At 52.4% G+C, this 15729-nt stretch carries 12 protein-coding genes; 1 reads left to right on the top strand and 11 read right to left on the bottom strand.

The features are described 5' to 3' along the window. Positions 1–8: 8 nt before the first annotated feature. The gene (locus JJU14_RS01065) at positions 9–2588 is read right to left on the bottom strand and encodes a YdbH domain-containing protein (protein WP_228610669.1); all 2580 of its coding nucleotides are present in this window, start codon (positions 2586–2588) and stop codon (positions 9–11) included. 166 nt (positions 2589–2754) lie between these two features. Between JJU14_RS01065 and JJU14_RS01060 the strand changes: the two genes are divergently transcribed. Next, complete coding sequence (locus JJU14_RS01060) at positions 2755–5595, top strand: pitrilysin family protein (RefSeq protein ID WP_228610667.1); 2841 nt, start codon at positions 2755–2757, stop codon at positions 5593–5595. A 74-nt stretch (positions 5596–5669) separates the two neighbouring features. Here the strand turns inward: JJU14_RS01060 and JJU14_RS01055 are convergent, their stop codons facing one another. The 10 genes from JJU14_RS01055 to JJU14_RS01010 form a co-directional block, all read right to left on the bottom strand. Continuing rightward, positions 5670–6776, bottom strand: a complete 1107-nt coding sequence (locus tag JJU14_RS01055) for an META domain-containing protein (RefSeq protein WP_228610665.1) — start codon at positions 6774–6776, stop codon at positions 5670–5672. 47 nt (positions 6777–6823) lie between these two features. Beyond that, on the bottom strand, positions 6824–7708 hold the full coding sequence (locus JJU14_RS01050) for an alpha/beta fold hydrolase (protein ID WP_228610663.1): 885 nt from the start codon (positions 7706–7708) through the stop codon (positions 6824–6826). Between the two features lie 69 nt (positions 7709–7777). Continuing rightward, on the bottom strand, positions 7778–8275 hold the full coding sequence (locus JJU14_RS01045; RefSeq protein ID WP_228610661.1) for a hypothetical protein: 498 nt from the start codon (positions 8273–8275) through the stop codon (positions 7778–7780). Between the two features lie 166 nt (positions 8276–8441). Further along, positions 8442–9569 carry an ABC transporter permease gene (locus tag JJU14_RS01040; protein ID WP_228610659.1) on the bottom strand — a complete coding sequence of 376 codons (1128 nt, stop codon included), beginning with the start codon at positions 9567–9569 and terminating at the stop codon, positions 8442–8444. After that, entirely contained in the window at positions 9569–10738 is a 1170-nt protein-coding gene (locus JJU14_RS01035; RefSeq protein WP_228610658.1) for an ABC transporter permease, read from the bottom strand. Before JJU14_RS01035 ends, JJU14_RS01040 begins: the two co-directional genes overlap by 1 nt. Then, a complete protein-coding gene (locus JJU14_RS01030) occupies positions 10738–11709 on the bottom strand; it encodes an efflux RND transporter periplasmic adaptor subunit (protein ID WP_228610655.1) in 972 nt (323 codons plus the stop codon). Before JJU14_RS01030 ends, JJU14_RS01035 begins: the two co-directional genes overlap by 1 nt. Positions 11710–11718: 9 nt before the next feature. Continuing rightward, complete coding sequence (locus tag JJU14_RS01025) at positions 11719–13044, bottom strand: TolC family protein (protein WP_228610654.1); 1326 nt, start codon at positions 13042–13044, stop codon at positions 11719–11721. Positions 13045–13156: 112 nt separating this feature from the next. Continuing rightward, positions 13157–13783 carry a uracil phosphoribosyltransferase gene (gene upp, locus JJU14_RS01020; RefSeq protein ID WP_228610652.1) on the bottom strand — a complete coding sequence of 209 codons (627 nt, stop codon included), beginning with the start codon at positions 13781–13783 and terminating at the stop codon, positions 13157–13159. A gap of 62 nt (positions 13784–13845) precedes the next feature. Beyond that, positions 13846–14964, bottom strand: a complete 1119-nt coding sequence (gene thiH / locus JJU14_RS01015) for a 2-iminoacetate synthase ThiH (RefSeq protein WP_228610649.1) — start codon at positions 14962–14964, stop codon at positions 13846–13848. After that, positions 14961–15728, bottom strand: a complete 768-nt coding sequence (locus JJU14_RS01010; protein WP_228610647.1) for a thiazole synthase — start codon at positions 15726–15728, stop codon at positions 14961–14963. The genes thiH and JJU14_RS01010 overlap by 4 nt, the downstream gene beginning before the upstream one ends. Position 15729: the final 1 nt, after the last annotated feature.

Genomic DNA, 15729 nt, shown 5'->3' with positions numbered 1-15729 from the left:
TTTCCTCCTTAAGGCTGGCGCGGTCGTTGCAACCGCTCCCGGACCCGTTTTTGAATCACTTCGTTCAGTTGATTGGTCAATTGCAAACTGGTTATCAGCGCCGGAATGTTCTCTTCCAGCGTAATATTAAGGTGTACTGGTCTGCCTCCTTCCATGGCAGGGTTGCGGCCTTCCAGTCGCAGTGCCAGCGTTAGATGACCATCTGTGCTGTAGCTGACGTCGCTGCTAAGCACAGAGTAGTGGAAGTCATCCAGAGCAGCAACGATCGTTTTCATGCCCGGATTGCTGGCGGCCATGCCTTTCGCTTGCGGTGAGCGATAGCTTAACCTACCGCCTGGTTCTTCCGCCTGCAAGCGACCACTAGCCACTTCAACTCCGCGCGCAGAAATAATCAGCGGGATCTGGCCGTTAATCAAACCCTGACCGGTTAAATCCGATGTCGGGTGCTGGGTCAGCAGTTGCTGCAAATCCAGTTGATGAATGTGCAGTGGCAACAACCATTCTTGCTGAGCCAGATCCAGTACCATAGGCGGTAATTTTATCCGGCCATTGAACAAGATAAGCTCGTTGTTGTGCAGCTCGAGCTTACCTGACGCCGGCGCATCCCATTGGGCCCGATACTCTGCCGCCAATTGCAAGGGGCCACCAACCACGCCTTGCTCAAACTGTTGCAGAGTAAGACGTGTGATGCCAAGCTGGAGCAGCTCCGCATCCGCGCTGAGCTGCAGTTGGCTGCTCAGACCACGAAAGAGGGTGGTGTCGTAAAAACCAGCCAGATCGAGTAACTCAGTGCTGCTAGACAGCTGGTAACTTTCGCCAGACAGCGGTGCGATAAGCTCTCCCTGATGTTTGATTCGTCCGCGTTGCAAGGTCAGTAGCTCAGGCCAGTCGGCTAGCGTTGTAGCCAGTGTATTGCCGGCTAACAGAAAGACATCAGCCAATTGCCAGCTAAGTGACAAAGTGTCTGGAACTGCTTGTAAGTCCGTTTGAAACTCCAGGCCGGAAGATGCGGTTAGTTCGCCTTTCGCAGTGAACTGCCAACTCTGACTGCTACTGGCCTGCAAGCGCCCTTGCCATTGCCAGTCCAGCGGTTTCAGTGCAGGATGTAGCAGTTGCTTGGCACTCAGTGAGGCTTTGCCCGAAAAGCGTTGCTGGCTGCTAGCTGCTTGGTTTTCAGTGTCCGAAGAGGACAGCTCTAACTCATCCAGCTCCATAGTCATTTGAGCTAAGCTTAGCTCCAATGCCGGGTTTTGCACGACAGCTTGCAGCTGCAATGGCTTCAGACTAACCAACTCAATCGAGTTAGCGCTAAGCACGCCGCTCAGGCTGCTGTTTAGTTGGAACTGGCTTAACTGCCAGTCACCGGATTTGATCTCATTCTGCGCCAGCTGCAGATGCAGCTGCTCAACGATCGCTTGTTGCTCTGGTAGATCCAGTTGAAACTCGGCTCTTAGTTGCTGTTTGCGATCTGCGGATGCAACCAGGAACTGCAGGGGCAGTTCAGACAGGCTTAAAGCCTCACTGTGCTGACTGCTTAGGCTCCAATACAGCGGTTCAGCCTGAAAGCCAAGCTCGGTCAGTGCCCCTGGCAATTGCAGCTCACTTAACTTACCGCCAGCCGCTAGCCGAAACGGTGCTAACTGGCCTTGTTGAAATTCAGCACTTGCTTGTAATTCGGCGGTTATCAGCCCTAACTCAGGCAGATACAAGGGGCTTGGGCTGCTGAGCTGAAGTTGCATGGAGCCCGTCAGCTGTTGCCATGGCTGCGGGCTAAGGTGAATGGGCACGGCAAACTGCCACTGGCTGTTGGCGGTGACGTCCTGTTGAAATTGTTGCAGCCAGGCTTCGGGCAGTGTCACTTGCCATTGGGAAAGCTCGGCCAGCAACCAAGCTGGTGGAGGCTGAAGGGTAAGCGTCATATCGCCTTGCCAGTGTGCCTGGATAGCATCCGCTTGCGCTGCTTGCAGGCTGCTAAGCAACTGCAACTGAAGCAAGTCTGTGACATGAAGTTGCAAACGGATGTCTGGCCATTGTTGTTGTAACTGATAGCCTAGTTGCAGTTCCAGCTGTTTGTCGGGTTGATGCTGCGGTGCCAGTTGCAAGTTAGCACTCAGTTGGTCGGCAGAGTCCAGTTTCAGGCTGCCATGGTAGTGACACCGTTGCTCGCCACAAGGTAGGTCCAACAGCAGTTGGTCTATGCGGTTCTGGGTTGGCAGCCAGCCAGGCCAGAGCCACTCATCAGGCAACTGCATGACCGTCTTGTCGGAAGGCTCTGCTGTGGCAGGTAGTTGGTTTAATCTGAGGGCAAGCTGCTGTATGCTTAACTGATTCAGTTGTGGCCGCCAGTTACGCCAGTGCCAGCAAAGTGTCAACTGCTTGAGTTCAACGCGAAGCGGGCTCTCATCCAGCAAATAATCAAAGCTAAGATGCTCCAGTTGCAGTTCACGCAGGCCCCAGTTGCTGATTTGGTAATCAAGATGAGTGACGGGAAGCTGACGAAGTTGGTGTTGAACCCACAAAAAGGCTGCTAGCAGCAAGGCAAGCAGTAAAGTCAGGCTTAGGCTGAAAATACGAAAGAAACGACGCATAATGGCCCAATCATCAAGAGTTTAAAGCAGCATAGTGCTTCGCAACTGAACGAGCAATGAATTCCGCTTTGCCAGGGGATATACTTTGTTACAACTTGTTGCCTTAACAGCAGTACCACTTTGTGATTAAATCGTGAAGAAAATGACATCCAAGCTGGAGCTTCCTTTGCAACTATCCAAATTAACACTTACCGCTTTATGTGCGATTGGAGTGGCCGCCTGCGCGCACCAATACAGTAGCTCACTCCCCGGTGGAATCATACTGCTAGAACAGCATCAACCTGCTGATGATGTGGTGGCTATCCCTTATCAGAAATTTGAACTTGCAAATGGTCTGACCGTCATCATTCACGAAGACCACTCGGACCCACTGGTCCATGTTGATGTCACCTACCATGTCGGTTCAGCCCGGGAAGAGCTGGGTAAATCCGGTTTCGCTCACTTTTTTGAGCACATGATGTTTCAAGGCTCTGAAAACGTAGCAGATGAAGAGCACTTTAAAATTGTGACCGAGGCCGGTGGTACTTTAAACGGCACTACCAATGCAGATCGCACCAATTACTTTCAGACAGTGCCGGTGAATCAGTTGGAAAAAATGCTCTGGTTAGAAGCTGATCGGATGGGCTTTTTCCTCGATGCAGTCACACAGGAGCAGTTTGATGTGCAGCAGGCCACGGTAAAAAATGAGCGTGGTCAGATGGTGGATAATCGCCCTTATGGCCGGCTGTGGGAGCGGGTATCTCAAGCTATGTATGATTTCGGCCACCCATATTCCTGGCCGGTGATTGGTCATATGGATGACATTGATCGCACCACCATGGCGGATTTAAAACAGTTTTTTTTGCGCTGGTATGGGCCTAATAATGCGGTACTCACTATAGGTGGCGCTGTGGACACCGAGCAGGTGTTGCCGTTGGTGGAAAAATACTTTGGCCCAATTCCACGGGGACCTGAAGTAACTGCTATGGAAAAATCGCCAGCCAGACTATCGGAGAATCGCTACATTTCGATGGAAGACAACGTCCATCTTCCTTTGCTATTTATCAGCATTCCAACCGTCTATGTTGGTCATCCCGATGCCCCGGCACTCAATGTGTTGGCTGACATTCTTGGTTCGGGTAATAACTCATTACTCTATCAGAGCTTGGTTCGCCCCAGTATTGCTGTACAGGCGAGTGCCGGACATAGCTGCATGGAGCTGGCCTGTACATTTACCATGATGGCATTGGCACATCCTGCGGCAGGGAAGAACCTGGCCGATATCGAAGCCATTATCCGGCAAAACCTGGCGGATATTCAGCAGCGAGGTGTGTTGGATAACGATTTAAACCGTGCTAAAGCTGCGATTGAAGCTCGCAGTATTTTTGGCTTGCAAAGTGTATCCGGCAAAGTCAGTCAGTTGGCTTACAACCAAACCTTTTTCAATCAGCCGGATCGTATTGCTGATATTTTGGCAAGCTATCAGGCCATTACAGAAGAAGATGTACTTCGGGTTTATCAGCAATATGTGCTGGAGCAGCCAGGAGTCATTATGAGTGTGGTGCCGCGCGGTCAATTGCATTTAATTGCTGCCGAAGACAATTTTACCCCACGTATCTTTGACCCTGAACTGGATGTCAGCGAAAGTCAGTTGGCAGATTTGCCGATGCGCCGGGCGGTGGATAATTTTGACCGCAGTGTGATGCCGGTTGCGGGGGCAAATCCTGCCATTCGTGTTCCGGAAACCTGGAGCATGCAACTGGCCAATGGCATTGACGTGCTGGCGACTGAAAATGACGAGACACCAACTACAGCTTTATTGCTGAAAATACCGGCTGGTAATTTTTACAATAGCCCGGAGCAAGCTGGACTGGCAGCGATGCTTGCCTCTATGCTGCGTGAAAGCACACAGAACTTTAGTGCTGAAGAGATCAGTATGGCGTTGGATCTACTGGGTAGTAGCGTACGAGCCAGTGCTAACGACCAGGACATCAATGTCTTTATTTCAAGCCTTACCTCGAACCTGGCGGCTACTTTGGAGTTGGTAGAGGAAATTCTGCTGCGGCCGGCTTTTAAAGAGGAGGATTTTCAGCGGTTGCAACAGCAAGCTCTGCAAGGGTTAGAACACAGCTTAAAAGATGGCAGTTTCCTGGCCAATAATGCGTATCGCCAATTGATGTATGGCGACAGCATTGCCGCCTTAGCTGGCACCGGTACTCAGGAAAGCATCGCTGCCATGACAGTCGAGGATATCAAAGCTTATTATCAGCAGCAGTTCAAGCCTGCAGGTGGCAAGCTGATAGCCGTTTCCGATCTGTCCGAGCCTGAGTTAAGCCCTGTGTTGAGTGGCTTACTGGCACATTGGCAAGGTGAAGGAGCTGCACTTGAATTAACAGTGGAGCACCCTGAGGTCAAAACAGCCACCGTCTATCTGATGCATAAAGACAATTCACCGCACTCTGATATCCGCATTGGCCGGCCAGCTCTGCCACGTGATCTGACTGGTGAATTTTACGAAGCAACCTTGATGAACTTTGTACTCGGGGGAGCCTTCAACAGCCGGATCAACCTGAATCTGCGCGAAGACAAAGGCTACACCTACGGTGCCCGCAGCTGGTTCTCGGGTGATCAGTTCTCAGGTTTATTTACGGCATCAGCTTCAGTACGTTCCGATGTGACTGCGGCTGCAATCCGTGAGTTTATGTTCGAGATTGATCACTATCGCTCGTCCGGTATAACTGCTGAAGAGCTGCAGTTTATGCGCAATGCTATCAATCAGTCTGAGGCATTACGCTACGAAACACCCAGTGCCAAGCTTGGATTCATGGCACAAATGTTGGAGTTTAACAGTGGCCCTGAGTTTACTGAACAGCGCAATCGGTTGGTAGAAAGCATCAGCCAAGAGCGTATCAATCAGTTGGCAAAGCAGTATCTGGATACCGCAGAGATGGTGATTGTGGTAGTCGGAGAGCGTGATAAAGTGCTGCCACAACTTGAAGAGTTAGGCTATCCCATTATCGAACTCTAAACGGATAGCTTGATAGCGCGCTGATAAAAACGCCGGCAATTGCCGGCGTTTTGCTGAAGGGAGGGCAGTATCGCTTAATTTGCTGCGGGAACCAGTTGCATAATAACTTGATTATCTTTAAACAATTGCAGCGCATTGCCATTCACTTCGGCCCTGTCTGCAGTTTGCAGTCGTTCGGTAAAAGCAGTTTCTATACGGCTGCTTTCTTCACAGAACTTGCGAGTCATAGCCAATGGGCTAACTTGCAGGGTATTGGCGCGTTGGCGATAACTGGCATGAAAGTTATTGCAGCCGGAAAAACCATAAAGGGTATCGTTGTCACGGAACAGAACCCGCACATTCAAATGTTGTGGCACGTATTGGTCGGCAATTTTTTCGGCTCGCCATACTACACCTTGTACTGCCGTAGGTGCATGTCGTTGTGGACAGCTCGCACCAGGCCAGAACTGCTCAAACTGATCGATAAAGAGGGTGCTACTGTCATTGCCATTGCCAAGCCGGCCTGTCAGGGTAGCTATTACCGCTTTACCGCTTAGTTGCGGATCCTGGCGGTAATTGCGCAGCATCGGCATATGGTGTTGGGTCATCGCCACCTGATAACGCTCGCCTGAGTCACACTGAGTAAAACTGGCACTGTCACCATTCACCCGGTACAAACCCAGCATAGGGCGACGGGTATCGATGGTTTGCAAGCGGCTGGCACGATCCAGATGATAGTTCAGGCTAGAGACAATAGGCTTACCGGCCATATCGAGCATGGTCAGACGGTGATTGCTGACAAACTGAAAGGTAGGCAAGGTGTGCTGCTGGTTCATCAGGTGCAGGGTACGTTGCTCCAGCAACCAGGTGCCTTTTACCAGCAGAATATCGTTGCGTTCCAAGTATTCCTGGCGAATTTCAAAACGACCATCACGAAACAAATTCAGATGAAAGGCGATGCCGGGACAATCAGCACAAGGCAGGGTACCGATAAAGCTCATGTCCTGATCGATGAAAATCATCTCAAAATCGGTAGCAAGTGCCTGAGTAACTTCACTGTCTGGTACCTCTTCCACCACCAGGGTTTCAACCGGTACTATGGTTGCAGGCAGGCGCTCGCTGCTACTGACTTCCGGCTTGGTGGTACAGGCAGAAACCAGCAGGCTTGCCAGCACACAAAGGGCAATACGTGTTTTTATCATGACTCTGATTTGCTCCCATTGAACAGATGCCAACAATTATACCTGTTTCAGACGTTTCGGATCGAGGTAAGTTTCGATTGAATGGCATTGGCTGTCATTTCAGGCGCTTCTTGCATAAAGCAATGACCACCGGGCAGTTGCTGAAGCTCAATGGCCGGGTTGAGGCCTTGCCATTTCTTTAGTGCTTTGGCAACAAAGGGGTAGCTGTTGTCACCATAGAGTACCAGTGTGGGGGCACAGGGCTTTGCTAGCTGGGGCCATAGATCGCGTGGGAACGAGCCAAAAATTTCGGCTTCGCGCTCTGGTTGACATTTTAAACTAACGCCCTGTTCGCTTGGTTTGAGTGCATGCTCTATATAGGCCGCCAAAGCTTCTGGTTGCCAGTTACGAAACAAGGCACGTTGCTTTAGGTAGTGCTGAGCACTGTCTTTGTCCGGCCAATGCTGGCGGCGCTTTAAGGCGGCGCGGGCATAAGGATTGCGTTTATACAACCGTACCATGCTCAGGGCTTTCATACTGGCCAACATACTGGGGGTAAACAACACCGGATCGAGTAAAATCACCTGGTGAAAGAGCTCCGGATGACTGGCATTGTTCAGGGCTGTTAACACGCCACCAAAGCTGTGACCCAAGCCGATATGAGGCACATCCGGATACTGGTGCCGGTGGGCCAGCCAGGCCTGGCGTGCCAGTTCAGCGCTCTCGTTCCAGCCAATGAAAGCACCACCATGATCACTGTCACCATGGCCCTGGGCATCGGATAAAAACAAATCATAATCTTTCGCCAGCTGCTGCAGCATCGGCTGGTACATCCGGCTGCAAAAGCCATTGCCATGCAATACATGCAGCACTGGCTTTCCTCGTGGTGCACTGTAGTAGCCGCGCAAGGTAAAGCCGTAGTGAGTATGAAAAGACCAGGGGATAAGTTCCACTAGTATGGTTCCGGTTACAACGAGGATGGCGGCAAGATGCCAGTTTTTGCTGCTTGCCGCAAGTCAGCCTCAGACTTTTTCCTTATTGGCGGTTTGTTCAGCCATTCGCTTGGCAGCTACTTCAAATAACCGGCTCTGTTCCTGCTCGAGCGCTTCTATCTGGGCACGGTCTGCATCCGTGAGATCATCCTTAGCGAGGATTTCATCGATTTTCTCTTGCAGTGCTTCGTACTTTTCCCGATCAAAGCCAACACGGGCGTCGGTCATCGCCTGCATCATCTGGCTAAGGTAATCCACTTGCACGCTGCTTTCTTCTGCTACTCTGCCATCTGGTCGGTAGGTCAGGCTTAAAGCGGCCGTTTTTTCAGCTGGTTGGCTGAGCGTGACCCGATCGGGGTCAGGTATCGGTGTTGGTCTCAGATCGGGTACCGGCTGTGGTTGAATATCTGGCTTGATGCCTTTATCAGGCTGAATTACAGGTAAAGGATGCAAATCGGCTTTGCCTTCGTGCAGACGTTGTTTCAGTGTCTGGTACTCGGTACTGCCTGTGTAGGGGGCTATCAGCATGGTAGCTGCTCCTTGTACTGGTTAAAAAGGAATGATGACTGCATGTGAATCAAAGGTTATGCAAAGGATGCGCCAGACTGTTGAGCTGTGCCTTTAGGTGGTGAATAACCAGTACCCATGACACGAGAAATGTGAAGGCTAGCCAGAACGGCAAGAGGCTGCCGCTTTAAGGTTGTTGTTTGCCGCTGCTGCGATACAGCCATAAGCCGCAGCTAATCAACACGATACTTAAGCCAGTAAGTGCCATTACTTCGGGTAAAACATCGCTTAAGTTGGCACCAAGCTGATTGATACCAACAAAGCCATGGATACCAGCGGTAGAAGGCAGCAGCCAACGCAGATAATAAAGCGCTGTTGGCAGTGACTCTGCTGGCCAGCTGTAGCCTGAGATAAATAGCATAGGCACAGCGCTGACCAACAGCAGTTGCAGGCCACGCTCACGGCTTTGAAACAGTCGGCCAAGCAACAGGGCGAAAGCGGCAATGCAGAGCGAGAACAACAGGCAGAATACTACTAAATGCAGTAAGGCCCCCAGCTGGGCGTATTGCTGCAGGCGCAGCGCAACCAGGAAAAAATACAAGGAGTTCAACAAGCCAATACTGCTAAAGGTGAGCAACATACCACTGTATGCGCGCCAGCCGCCAGGCAGTTGTTTCAGCTCAGCTTGGCGACCAAGCAGCAAGGTAACGCCAATCAGCAGTGTTTGTTGGATCACCAGCACCATCACCGCTGGCACAATCGAATGACCATAGCCATCTTTGGGGTTAAACATGGCACGGCTATGCAATTGCAAGGGTTGCAAGCTGTCCATGGCCTGGGTTGGGCTAAACCCTGAACTTTGCAACTTGTGCAAACGAATGGCGGCTCCCATGGTCATGGCAGCTTCACTGGCATTCATCAATGCTTTGCTACCAGCCAGCAAATAGCCACCATGACTGGCTACCTGCACCTGAGCAGAACGGCCTGCCAGAACATCCTGATGGAAGCCTTGTGGGATAATAATCAAAGCCATCACATCGCCTTGCCACAGTGCCGCCTGGATCGCGGCTGGATCATTGCTGATTTGCCTAAGCTCCAGATTGGGAGCGGCTACTAATAAGCGCTGCAGTGTGCGTGAAGAGCTGCTCTGATCCTGATCAATCAGGATAGCGGGTACCGACTCTACTTGCTCGTAATGGTAAGGCAAAGGGTAGAAGAAAGAGTAAATCAGGCCGGCGACGAACAGCAGCAGGATGGCGCCTTTGTCTTGAAAAATCAATCGCCAGGTGTGCAGGCTGTGTTGCCAGATGCTCATTAGCGCGCTCCCCAGTTTTCAGGTTTGAAGCCAGAGCGTTTCAGTAGCAAAAAGCCAATCAGGCTGCCCAAAAGCAGGATCATCAGCAGGATAAGCCAAGGATGAGTTGCCGCAGCGAAAGGGGCAGCTGCCAACCATTGCTGGTTGTAAATCTTTAACCAATGCGTCAAAGGTAAAATACTGGCCCAGTATTGGGCCAGCTCTGGCATGGCGACCAGTGGAAACGCCTGGCCGGAGTAAGCAAAAGCTGGCGCACTGTAAAAGCCTGCCAGGCTAAGTGCCATCCGAAAGTTGCGGGTCAGTGCTATCAGCAGCACGCCAATGGCCATGGCGGCAGCATTCATCAGTACAAAACTGAGCCAGATACTCAGTGGTGAGCCGGTATAGCTATGGGGGACCAGTTGCTGGAAAAACCAGACATAGCCGGCACCATAAAAGCAAAGCATCGTCAAATAAAGCAGTAGCTTGCTGCACAGTGCGATGGCTACAGAGCCATTGGCAGTATCCAGCCAGCCTTGTGCACTGCCGTCTCTAAGCTCCCGGCCAATGGCCGAAACGGTTAACACCATCGCCAGGATCTGAAATAAAGCCGGGATCAGGGTAGCAGCCAAAAAGACCTCGTAATTAGGGCCTTCATTGTATAACGGCGTTGCCAGGACCTGGACCGGCATCACGGTATCCAAACTGGCATCGGCAAATATGCCAAGCCGCTGCAGACGATCAGCACTGATTGCTACACCGACGGTCAGGACAGCTTGTTGAATACCGCGCTGGAGTGTAGAGGCATAGGTGGTGTACTGGCTATTGAGCTGTAGCACCAGCTCGGCAGGTTGGCCATTGTAGACGTCATCCTGCATACCTTTAGGTAGGATCAGCAGACCATACACCTGTCGCTGTCGCAGTGCGTCGACCGCCGCTTTGCTGTCGTCGGCGCTTACCGTGACAGCCACGCCGGGAGCGGCATCCACCAGCCGGATCAGTTGACGTGACAGGGTGCTGCGATCTTGATCCAATACGGCTACAGGCAATTGCTCGGGCTGGCCAGCGGAAAAGATCCACCAGACAAACAGGCAAAGCGCTGGCATCAACCAAAAGGTCAAAAAGCGATCGCCCTTATCGTGTTGCAAATGGGCCAACTCTCGTGCCAGGCTGCGCCGAAAAGCCGACATCAGTCCTCCAACGCCAGAATCACGGTCATGCCCGCTCGAAGCTTCTGTTCAGGCTGTATCGGCCTGGCTTCCAACTGGAAGGTTTTTAAATCATAACCGGGTGTGCCGCGAACCTGCTTCCAGCTGGCAAAAGAAGGCAGGGCATTGAGCTTGCTCACCCGAAAGTCCAGGGTTTCGTTCAGCGCCGGCACCCTGGCTTCAAAGGTGGTACCAGGCACCAGTGCGTTGAGTTTATCTTCGCGAATATTAAACACCACCCAGACATCAGTCGGATCGACCAGCGTGATGATGGGGTAGCCAGCTGGTGCCAACTCACCTTGTTGAATAACAATACTGGCCACTTCACCTGCTACAGGAGCCAACATCCGGGTTTCCTGCCGGTAGGCTTCCACCTCTGCAACGGCTGCCGCAGCCCGGCGGTTTTGAGCCTGTACCGCCCGAAGTTGCTCTTCACGGGCACCCGAGGCTGCCATGGTGTAGCGTGCTTCAGCGGCACTTGCTTGATCAACGCCGGCCTGCCATTTGGCATGTGTTTCTTCCAGTTGCTGCTGCGATACCAAGCCTTCTTCATGCAGGTTACGCATACGGTTTAAGGTGGACTGATACAGGTTTTGCTGCACCAAAGCACGTTGCCAGTCGAGCCGCGCCATTTCAATTTCTTCACTGCGCAGGCCGGCTTCGGCTTCATCCTGTAAGGCTTTGGTCGCAGCTTCAGCGGCTTCAGCTTGTGCCAGTTTGGCGTTCAGTTCGGGGCTATACAATTCAAACAGTAACTGACCAGCCTGCACCTGATCACCTTCCTGCACATGCAGCTTGAGGATACGGCCAGGGATTTTACTGGCCAGGCGAATTTCACGAACTTCAACATCGCCATGCAAGAGTTCTGGCTGCGGAGCGGGCCAAAGCCACCAAAACAAAGCCAGCAGCAAGCTGACAGCGGCAATGGCAACGGCAATTTTTTTTAGTGACATAGAGTTCCCTCAGATAGCAGGGCAGCTTTGTTGCTGCAATAAGGTTGGCAGCCAGGTGGCTAATAGTTCTGGCTGACCACTGAGCTGGGTTAACTGCGCCAGAGCACTGCTGTATTGAAAAGCGGCTTGCAACGCTTGCACCTCAGCTGCGGCCTGCTTTAAGCGGGCATCGGTCACGTCGAGTGAGGTTGCCATCCCTTGTTCAAAAGCATGCTGCTGCAGTCGGGAATGTTCGCGGGCCAGTTGCAAGTCTTGCTGCAACAGCTCAAATTGCTCCAGATGCAGCAGCACGGTACGATAGCTGCTTTCGACGGCCAGCTTGATATCGGCATCGGCCTGATGGCGACTGTGGTCCAATTGTTGTTGGCGGCTTTGCACCACACTGGCACTGGCTCGGCGGTCCACTGGCGTGGTGAAGTGATAGCGTAACCCCAAACCAATACTCCAGTCGGGCTCTGTCAGTGGCGTTGCGGAGCGATTTAAATCATAGCTGCCGATCAGAAACACCTCTGGCAGGCGTTTGCCTTGTTCAATGCGCAGCTGTTGCTTCAATTGCTGGTCTTTGGCCAGCAATTGTTGAAACACTGGATTGTGGCGTTTAGCCTGGCTGACAAACCAGTCGGCCGGTTCGGTCAGCGGCACCGGTTTAGGCAGTGGGGTGCTCAGGCAGCTTAGCTCCTCCAGTTGCAATAGATTTTGCAGGGCGGCACGCACATCATTCAATTGACGCTGGGCAAAAACAGCCTCGCGCCGGGCTTCGGCCTGAGCAACTTCGGCCTGCATCCGGTTCAGTTGGGTGATCAGACCTTCTTGTTCAAAGCGTTTGGCTTTATGCAGATGCGCATCCAGGGTTTGTAAGGCTTGCTGACGAACCTGCACCACCTGTTGCATCATCTGGTTGGAGAAATACAAGTCGAACAAGCGTTTTAACAGTTGTAACTGCAACTGTCGTTGTTCAGCCTCTGCCTCGGTCACTCTGGCAGCTGCTTGTTGCTGAGCAGCATCCGTACGGCCCCCGGTATACAGCGGCCACAGCAGATTAAGCTGTGATCGAATGCCGCTGCGAAAGACGTCTAGTTCAGCAGGTTGATTGATCACCGGAATATCAAAGGTGACTTCTTTTTCATAGGCAATACCGGCAATGGTGATACTCAGCTGTGGCAAGTTCAGGCTATTTAAGGCGCGCTGTTGTGCTTGCCAGGCATCGAAATCGGCTTGTTGTGCCAGCACGGTTCGGTTCGATGCCAATCGTTGTTCCGCATCAGCCAGACTAAGTGGTACCGCCTGCAAATTGATAGGCAACATCATAAGCAGCATCGCGGACCAGCCCGACATGGAAGAATGCACCTGCATAAGAAGCCTCTTTAGAGTAAATGCTCTATTTTATTTTAGGCAAGTTTACCTGTGGTTGCAACAACTTAAAGTACGCAACTTACAGCACGCAGCGTTACTTGGTACCAAACAATTTATCGCCAGCATCTCCTAAGCCTGGCAGAATGTACCCCTGTTCATTGAGTTTCTCATCGATGGCGGCGGTAAAAAGCTCAATATCCGGATGGGCGGCCGATAGGGCGGCAATGCCTTCTGGCGCTGCCACCAGCACCAAAGCTTTAATCTGTTTACAGCCCTGTTGTTTGAGTAGATCAATGGTGGCGATCATCGAACCACCGGTGGCCAGCATCGGATCTACTACGATGGCAAGACGTTGATCGATGTCGGGTGCTAGTTTTTGAAAGTAGGGCACAGGCTGTAGGCTATCTTCATCGCGGTAAATGCCAACCACACTGATACGGGCACTGGGCAAGTGCTCCAACACCCCATCCATCATGCCTAAACCAGCTCGAAGAATGGGCACTACGGTCACTTTTTTACCCTGAATTTGCCGGATCGGAATGGTGCCACACCAGCCCTCAATACTGGTTTCTTCCAGCGGTAAATCGGTGGTGGCTTCGTAGGTGAGTAAGCTGCCGATTTCTCTGGCTAGCTCCCGAAACTGTTTGGTGCTGATAGTAGCCGCTCGTAGCAGGCCCATTTTATGTTGAATTAACGGGTGTTTAACTTCGGTCAGCTTCATAGGGATCCTTTAGCGCTTTTTTGGTTGCATTCAGCATAGCATAGCAGCACAGGGATACGCTGCTAGCGCCCCAGATACGACTCCCAGTCTTTGCTAACCGGTGCCAACCCCAGTTGCTGCAACCGTTGCTTATAAAGCGCCGGAGAGCGGCTGTCATCAATGCTAAATTGCTCCAGCGCTTCAGGATCGACCGCATAGCCGCCAGGACGGGTGCTGGAACCGGCACTGCTGCTGGTAATGGCGATGGGCACCAGTTGATCGCGCAGCTCAGCCCGCTCACGGGTGGATAAGCTGATTTCCAAACTAGGTGAGAGCAATCGAAAAGCACAAATCAACTGCACCAGATGTTTATCGCTCAGTGGGTACGGTACCTCAATGCCACCACTGCAAGGGCGGATACGAGGTACGGATAAGGAATAGCGGCTTTGCCAGTAGTGTTGCTGTAAGTACAACAGATGCATGGCTAAAAAACTGGCATCGGTGCGCCAGTCAGCCAGGCCAAACAATACGCCCAGTCCTATTTTATCGATGCCGGCACGGCCAAGGCGATCCGGGCAATCCAACCGCCAGCCTATATCCGCTTTTTGGCCTTTTAAGTGATAGCGCTGATAGGCGTTTTGCTGATAGGTTTCCTGATACACCATAACGGCATCCACGCCCAGCTTACGCAGTTCGCAATAATCGGTTTCGGAGAGTGGTTGCACCTCCAGCATCAGACTGCTGAAGTGACGGCGAATGAGTGGCAGCATCTGCCGAAAGTAGGGCATGCCCACTTTGCGTTCATGCTCGCCGGTGACTATCAATACCTGATCAATACCGGATTTGCGCAGTGCCAGGCATTCTATCTCAACTTCTGCTGCGTTCAGTACCCGTCGTTTCACTTTTTGGCTCATCGAAAAACCACAGTAACTGCATTCATTGGCACAGAGGTTGGATAGATACAGAGGAGCGAACAGTTGCTGGGTGCAGCCAAAGCGTTGTCGGGTTAGTTGCTGGGCTTTGGCTGCCAGCTGTGGTAACAGTGGTTCGGCAGCAGGCGATATCAGTGCCTGAAAGTCCTGCAGGTTAAGACGGGCTTTGCCAAGTGCCTCCCTGGCCTGAGCCAGGGTATAGCTGCGGCTTTGTAGCAGCTGATGTTCCCAGCTTTGCTGTTGCCAAAGTGCAAAGAAACCGGCCTTCATAAGGTCTCCAAAAAGTGAGTCAGAGGGCTGGACGCCTGGGCCTGGGTGCACCTTGTAGCCAGGCCGCTGTGCCGGGCATAAACGCCGGCCTCACACGCCAGTCGAAAGCCAGTAGCCATGGCAACGGGATCAGCGGCACTGGCAATGGCGGTATTGACCAAAACAGCACTGGCACCCAGTTCCAGTGCCTGACAGGCATGAGACGGCGCACCCAGACCAGCGTCGATAATCACCGGCACCCTGGCTTGCTCAATAATGATCTCCAGCATCGCCAGCGTCTGCAGGCCCTGATTCGAGCCTATCGGCGCACCTAGGGGCATCACAGCGGCGCAACCGGCTTCTTCTAAGCGCTTGCACAGCACCGGATCGGCCGGGCAATAGGGCAGTACCACAAAATCACGCTTTACCAGTTCCCGTGCTGCTTGCAGGGTTTCAATCGGGTCTGGCAGCAAATAGCGCGGATCCGGGTGGATTTCGAGTTTTAGCCAGTTGGTGCCCAGCGCTTCCCGTGCCAGCTCGGCCGCAAACACAGCCTCGCTTGCTGTTTTGGCACCAGAGGTATTGGGCAGTAGCCGGATACCGAGCTGTTGCAACGGGGCCAGGATATCATCGGACCGGTGCTGTAAATCCAGTCGCTTCATCGCCAGGGTTACCAGCTCGGTGCCTGACGCTTGTACTGCGGCCACTAATTGATCGGCGCTGGCAAACTTTCCGGTACCTAGCAGCAAAGCACTGTTTAACTGTACGCCATCCAGGGTCAACATC

It is taken from the genome of Alkalimonas sp., assembly GCF_020831925.1.
Taxonomy (GTDB): Bacteria; Pseudomonadota; Gammaproteobacteria; order Enterobacterales; family Alteromonadaceae; genus Alkalimonas.
Note: the sequence above shows the minus strand (reverse complement) of the source record. Positions and strands in the feature narration are given on the sequence as shown.

Coding starts and splice junctions, on each gene's coding strand:
- JJU14_RS01045 (WP_228610661.1), bottom strand. CDS start 8,275: ATGCTGATAGCCCCCTACACAGGCAGTACCGAGTACCAGACACTGAAA.
- JJU14_RS01035 (WP_228610658.1), bottom strand. CDS start 10,738: ATGTCGGCTTTTCGGCGCAGCCTGGCACGAGAGTTGGCCCATTTGCAA.
- thiH (WP_228610649.1), bottom strand. CDS start 14,964: ATGAAGGCCGGTTTCTTTGCACTTTGGCAACAGCAAAGCTGGGAACAT.
- JJU14_RS01025 (WP_228610654.1), bottom strand. CDS start 13,044: ATGTCGGGCTGGTCCGCGATGCTGCTTATGATGTTGCCTATCAATTTG.
- JJU14_RS01065 (WP_228610669.1), bottom strand. CDS start 2,588: ATGCGTCGTTTCTTTCGTATTTTCAGCCTAAGCCTGACTTTACTGCTT.
- JJU14_RS01030 (WP_228610655.1), bottom strand. CDS start 11,709: ATGTCACTAAAAAAAATTGCCGTTGCCATTGCCGCTGTCAGCTTGCTG.
- JJU14_RS01040 (WP_228610659.1), bottom strand. CDS start 9,569: ATGAGCATCTGGCAACACAGCCTGCACACCTGGCGATTGATTTTTCAA.
- upp (WP_228610652.1), bottom strand. CDS start 13,783: ATGAAGCTGACCGAAGTTAAACACCCGTTAATTCAACATAAAATGGGC.
- JJU14_RS01010 (WP_228610647.1), bottom strand. CDS start 15,728: ATGTTGACCCTGGATGGCGTACAGTTAAACAGTGCTTTGCTGCTAGGT.
- JJU14_RS01055 (WP_228610665.1), bottom strand. CDS start 6,776: ATGATAAAAACACGTATTGCCCTTTGTGTGCTGGCAAGCCTGCTGGTT.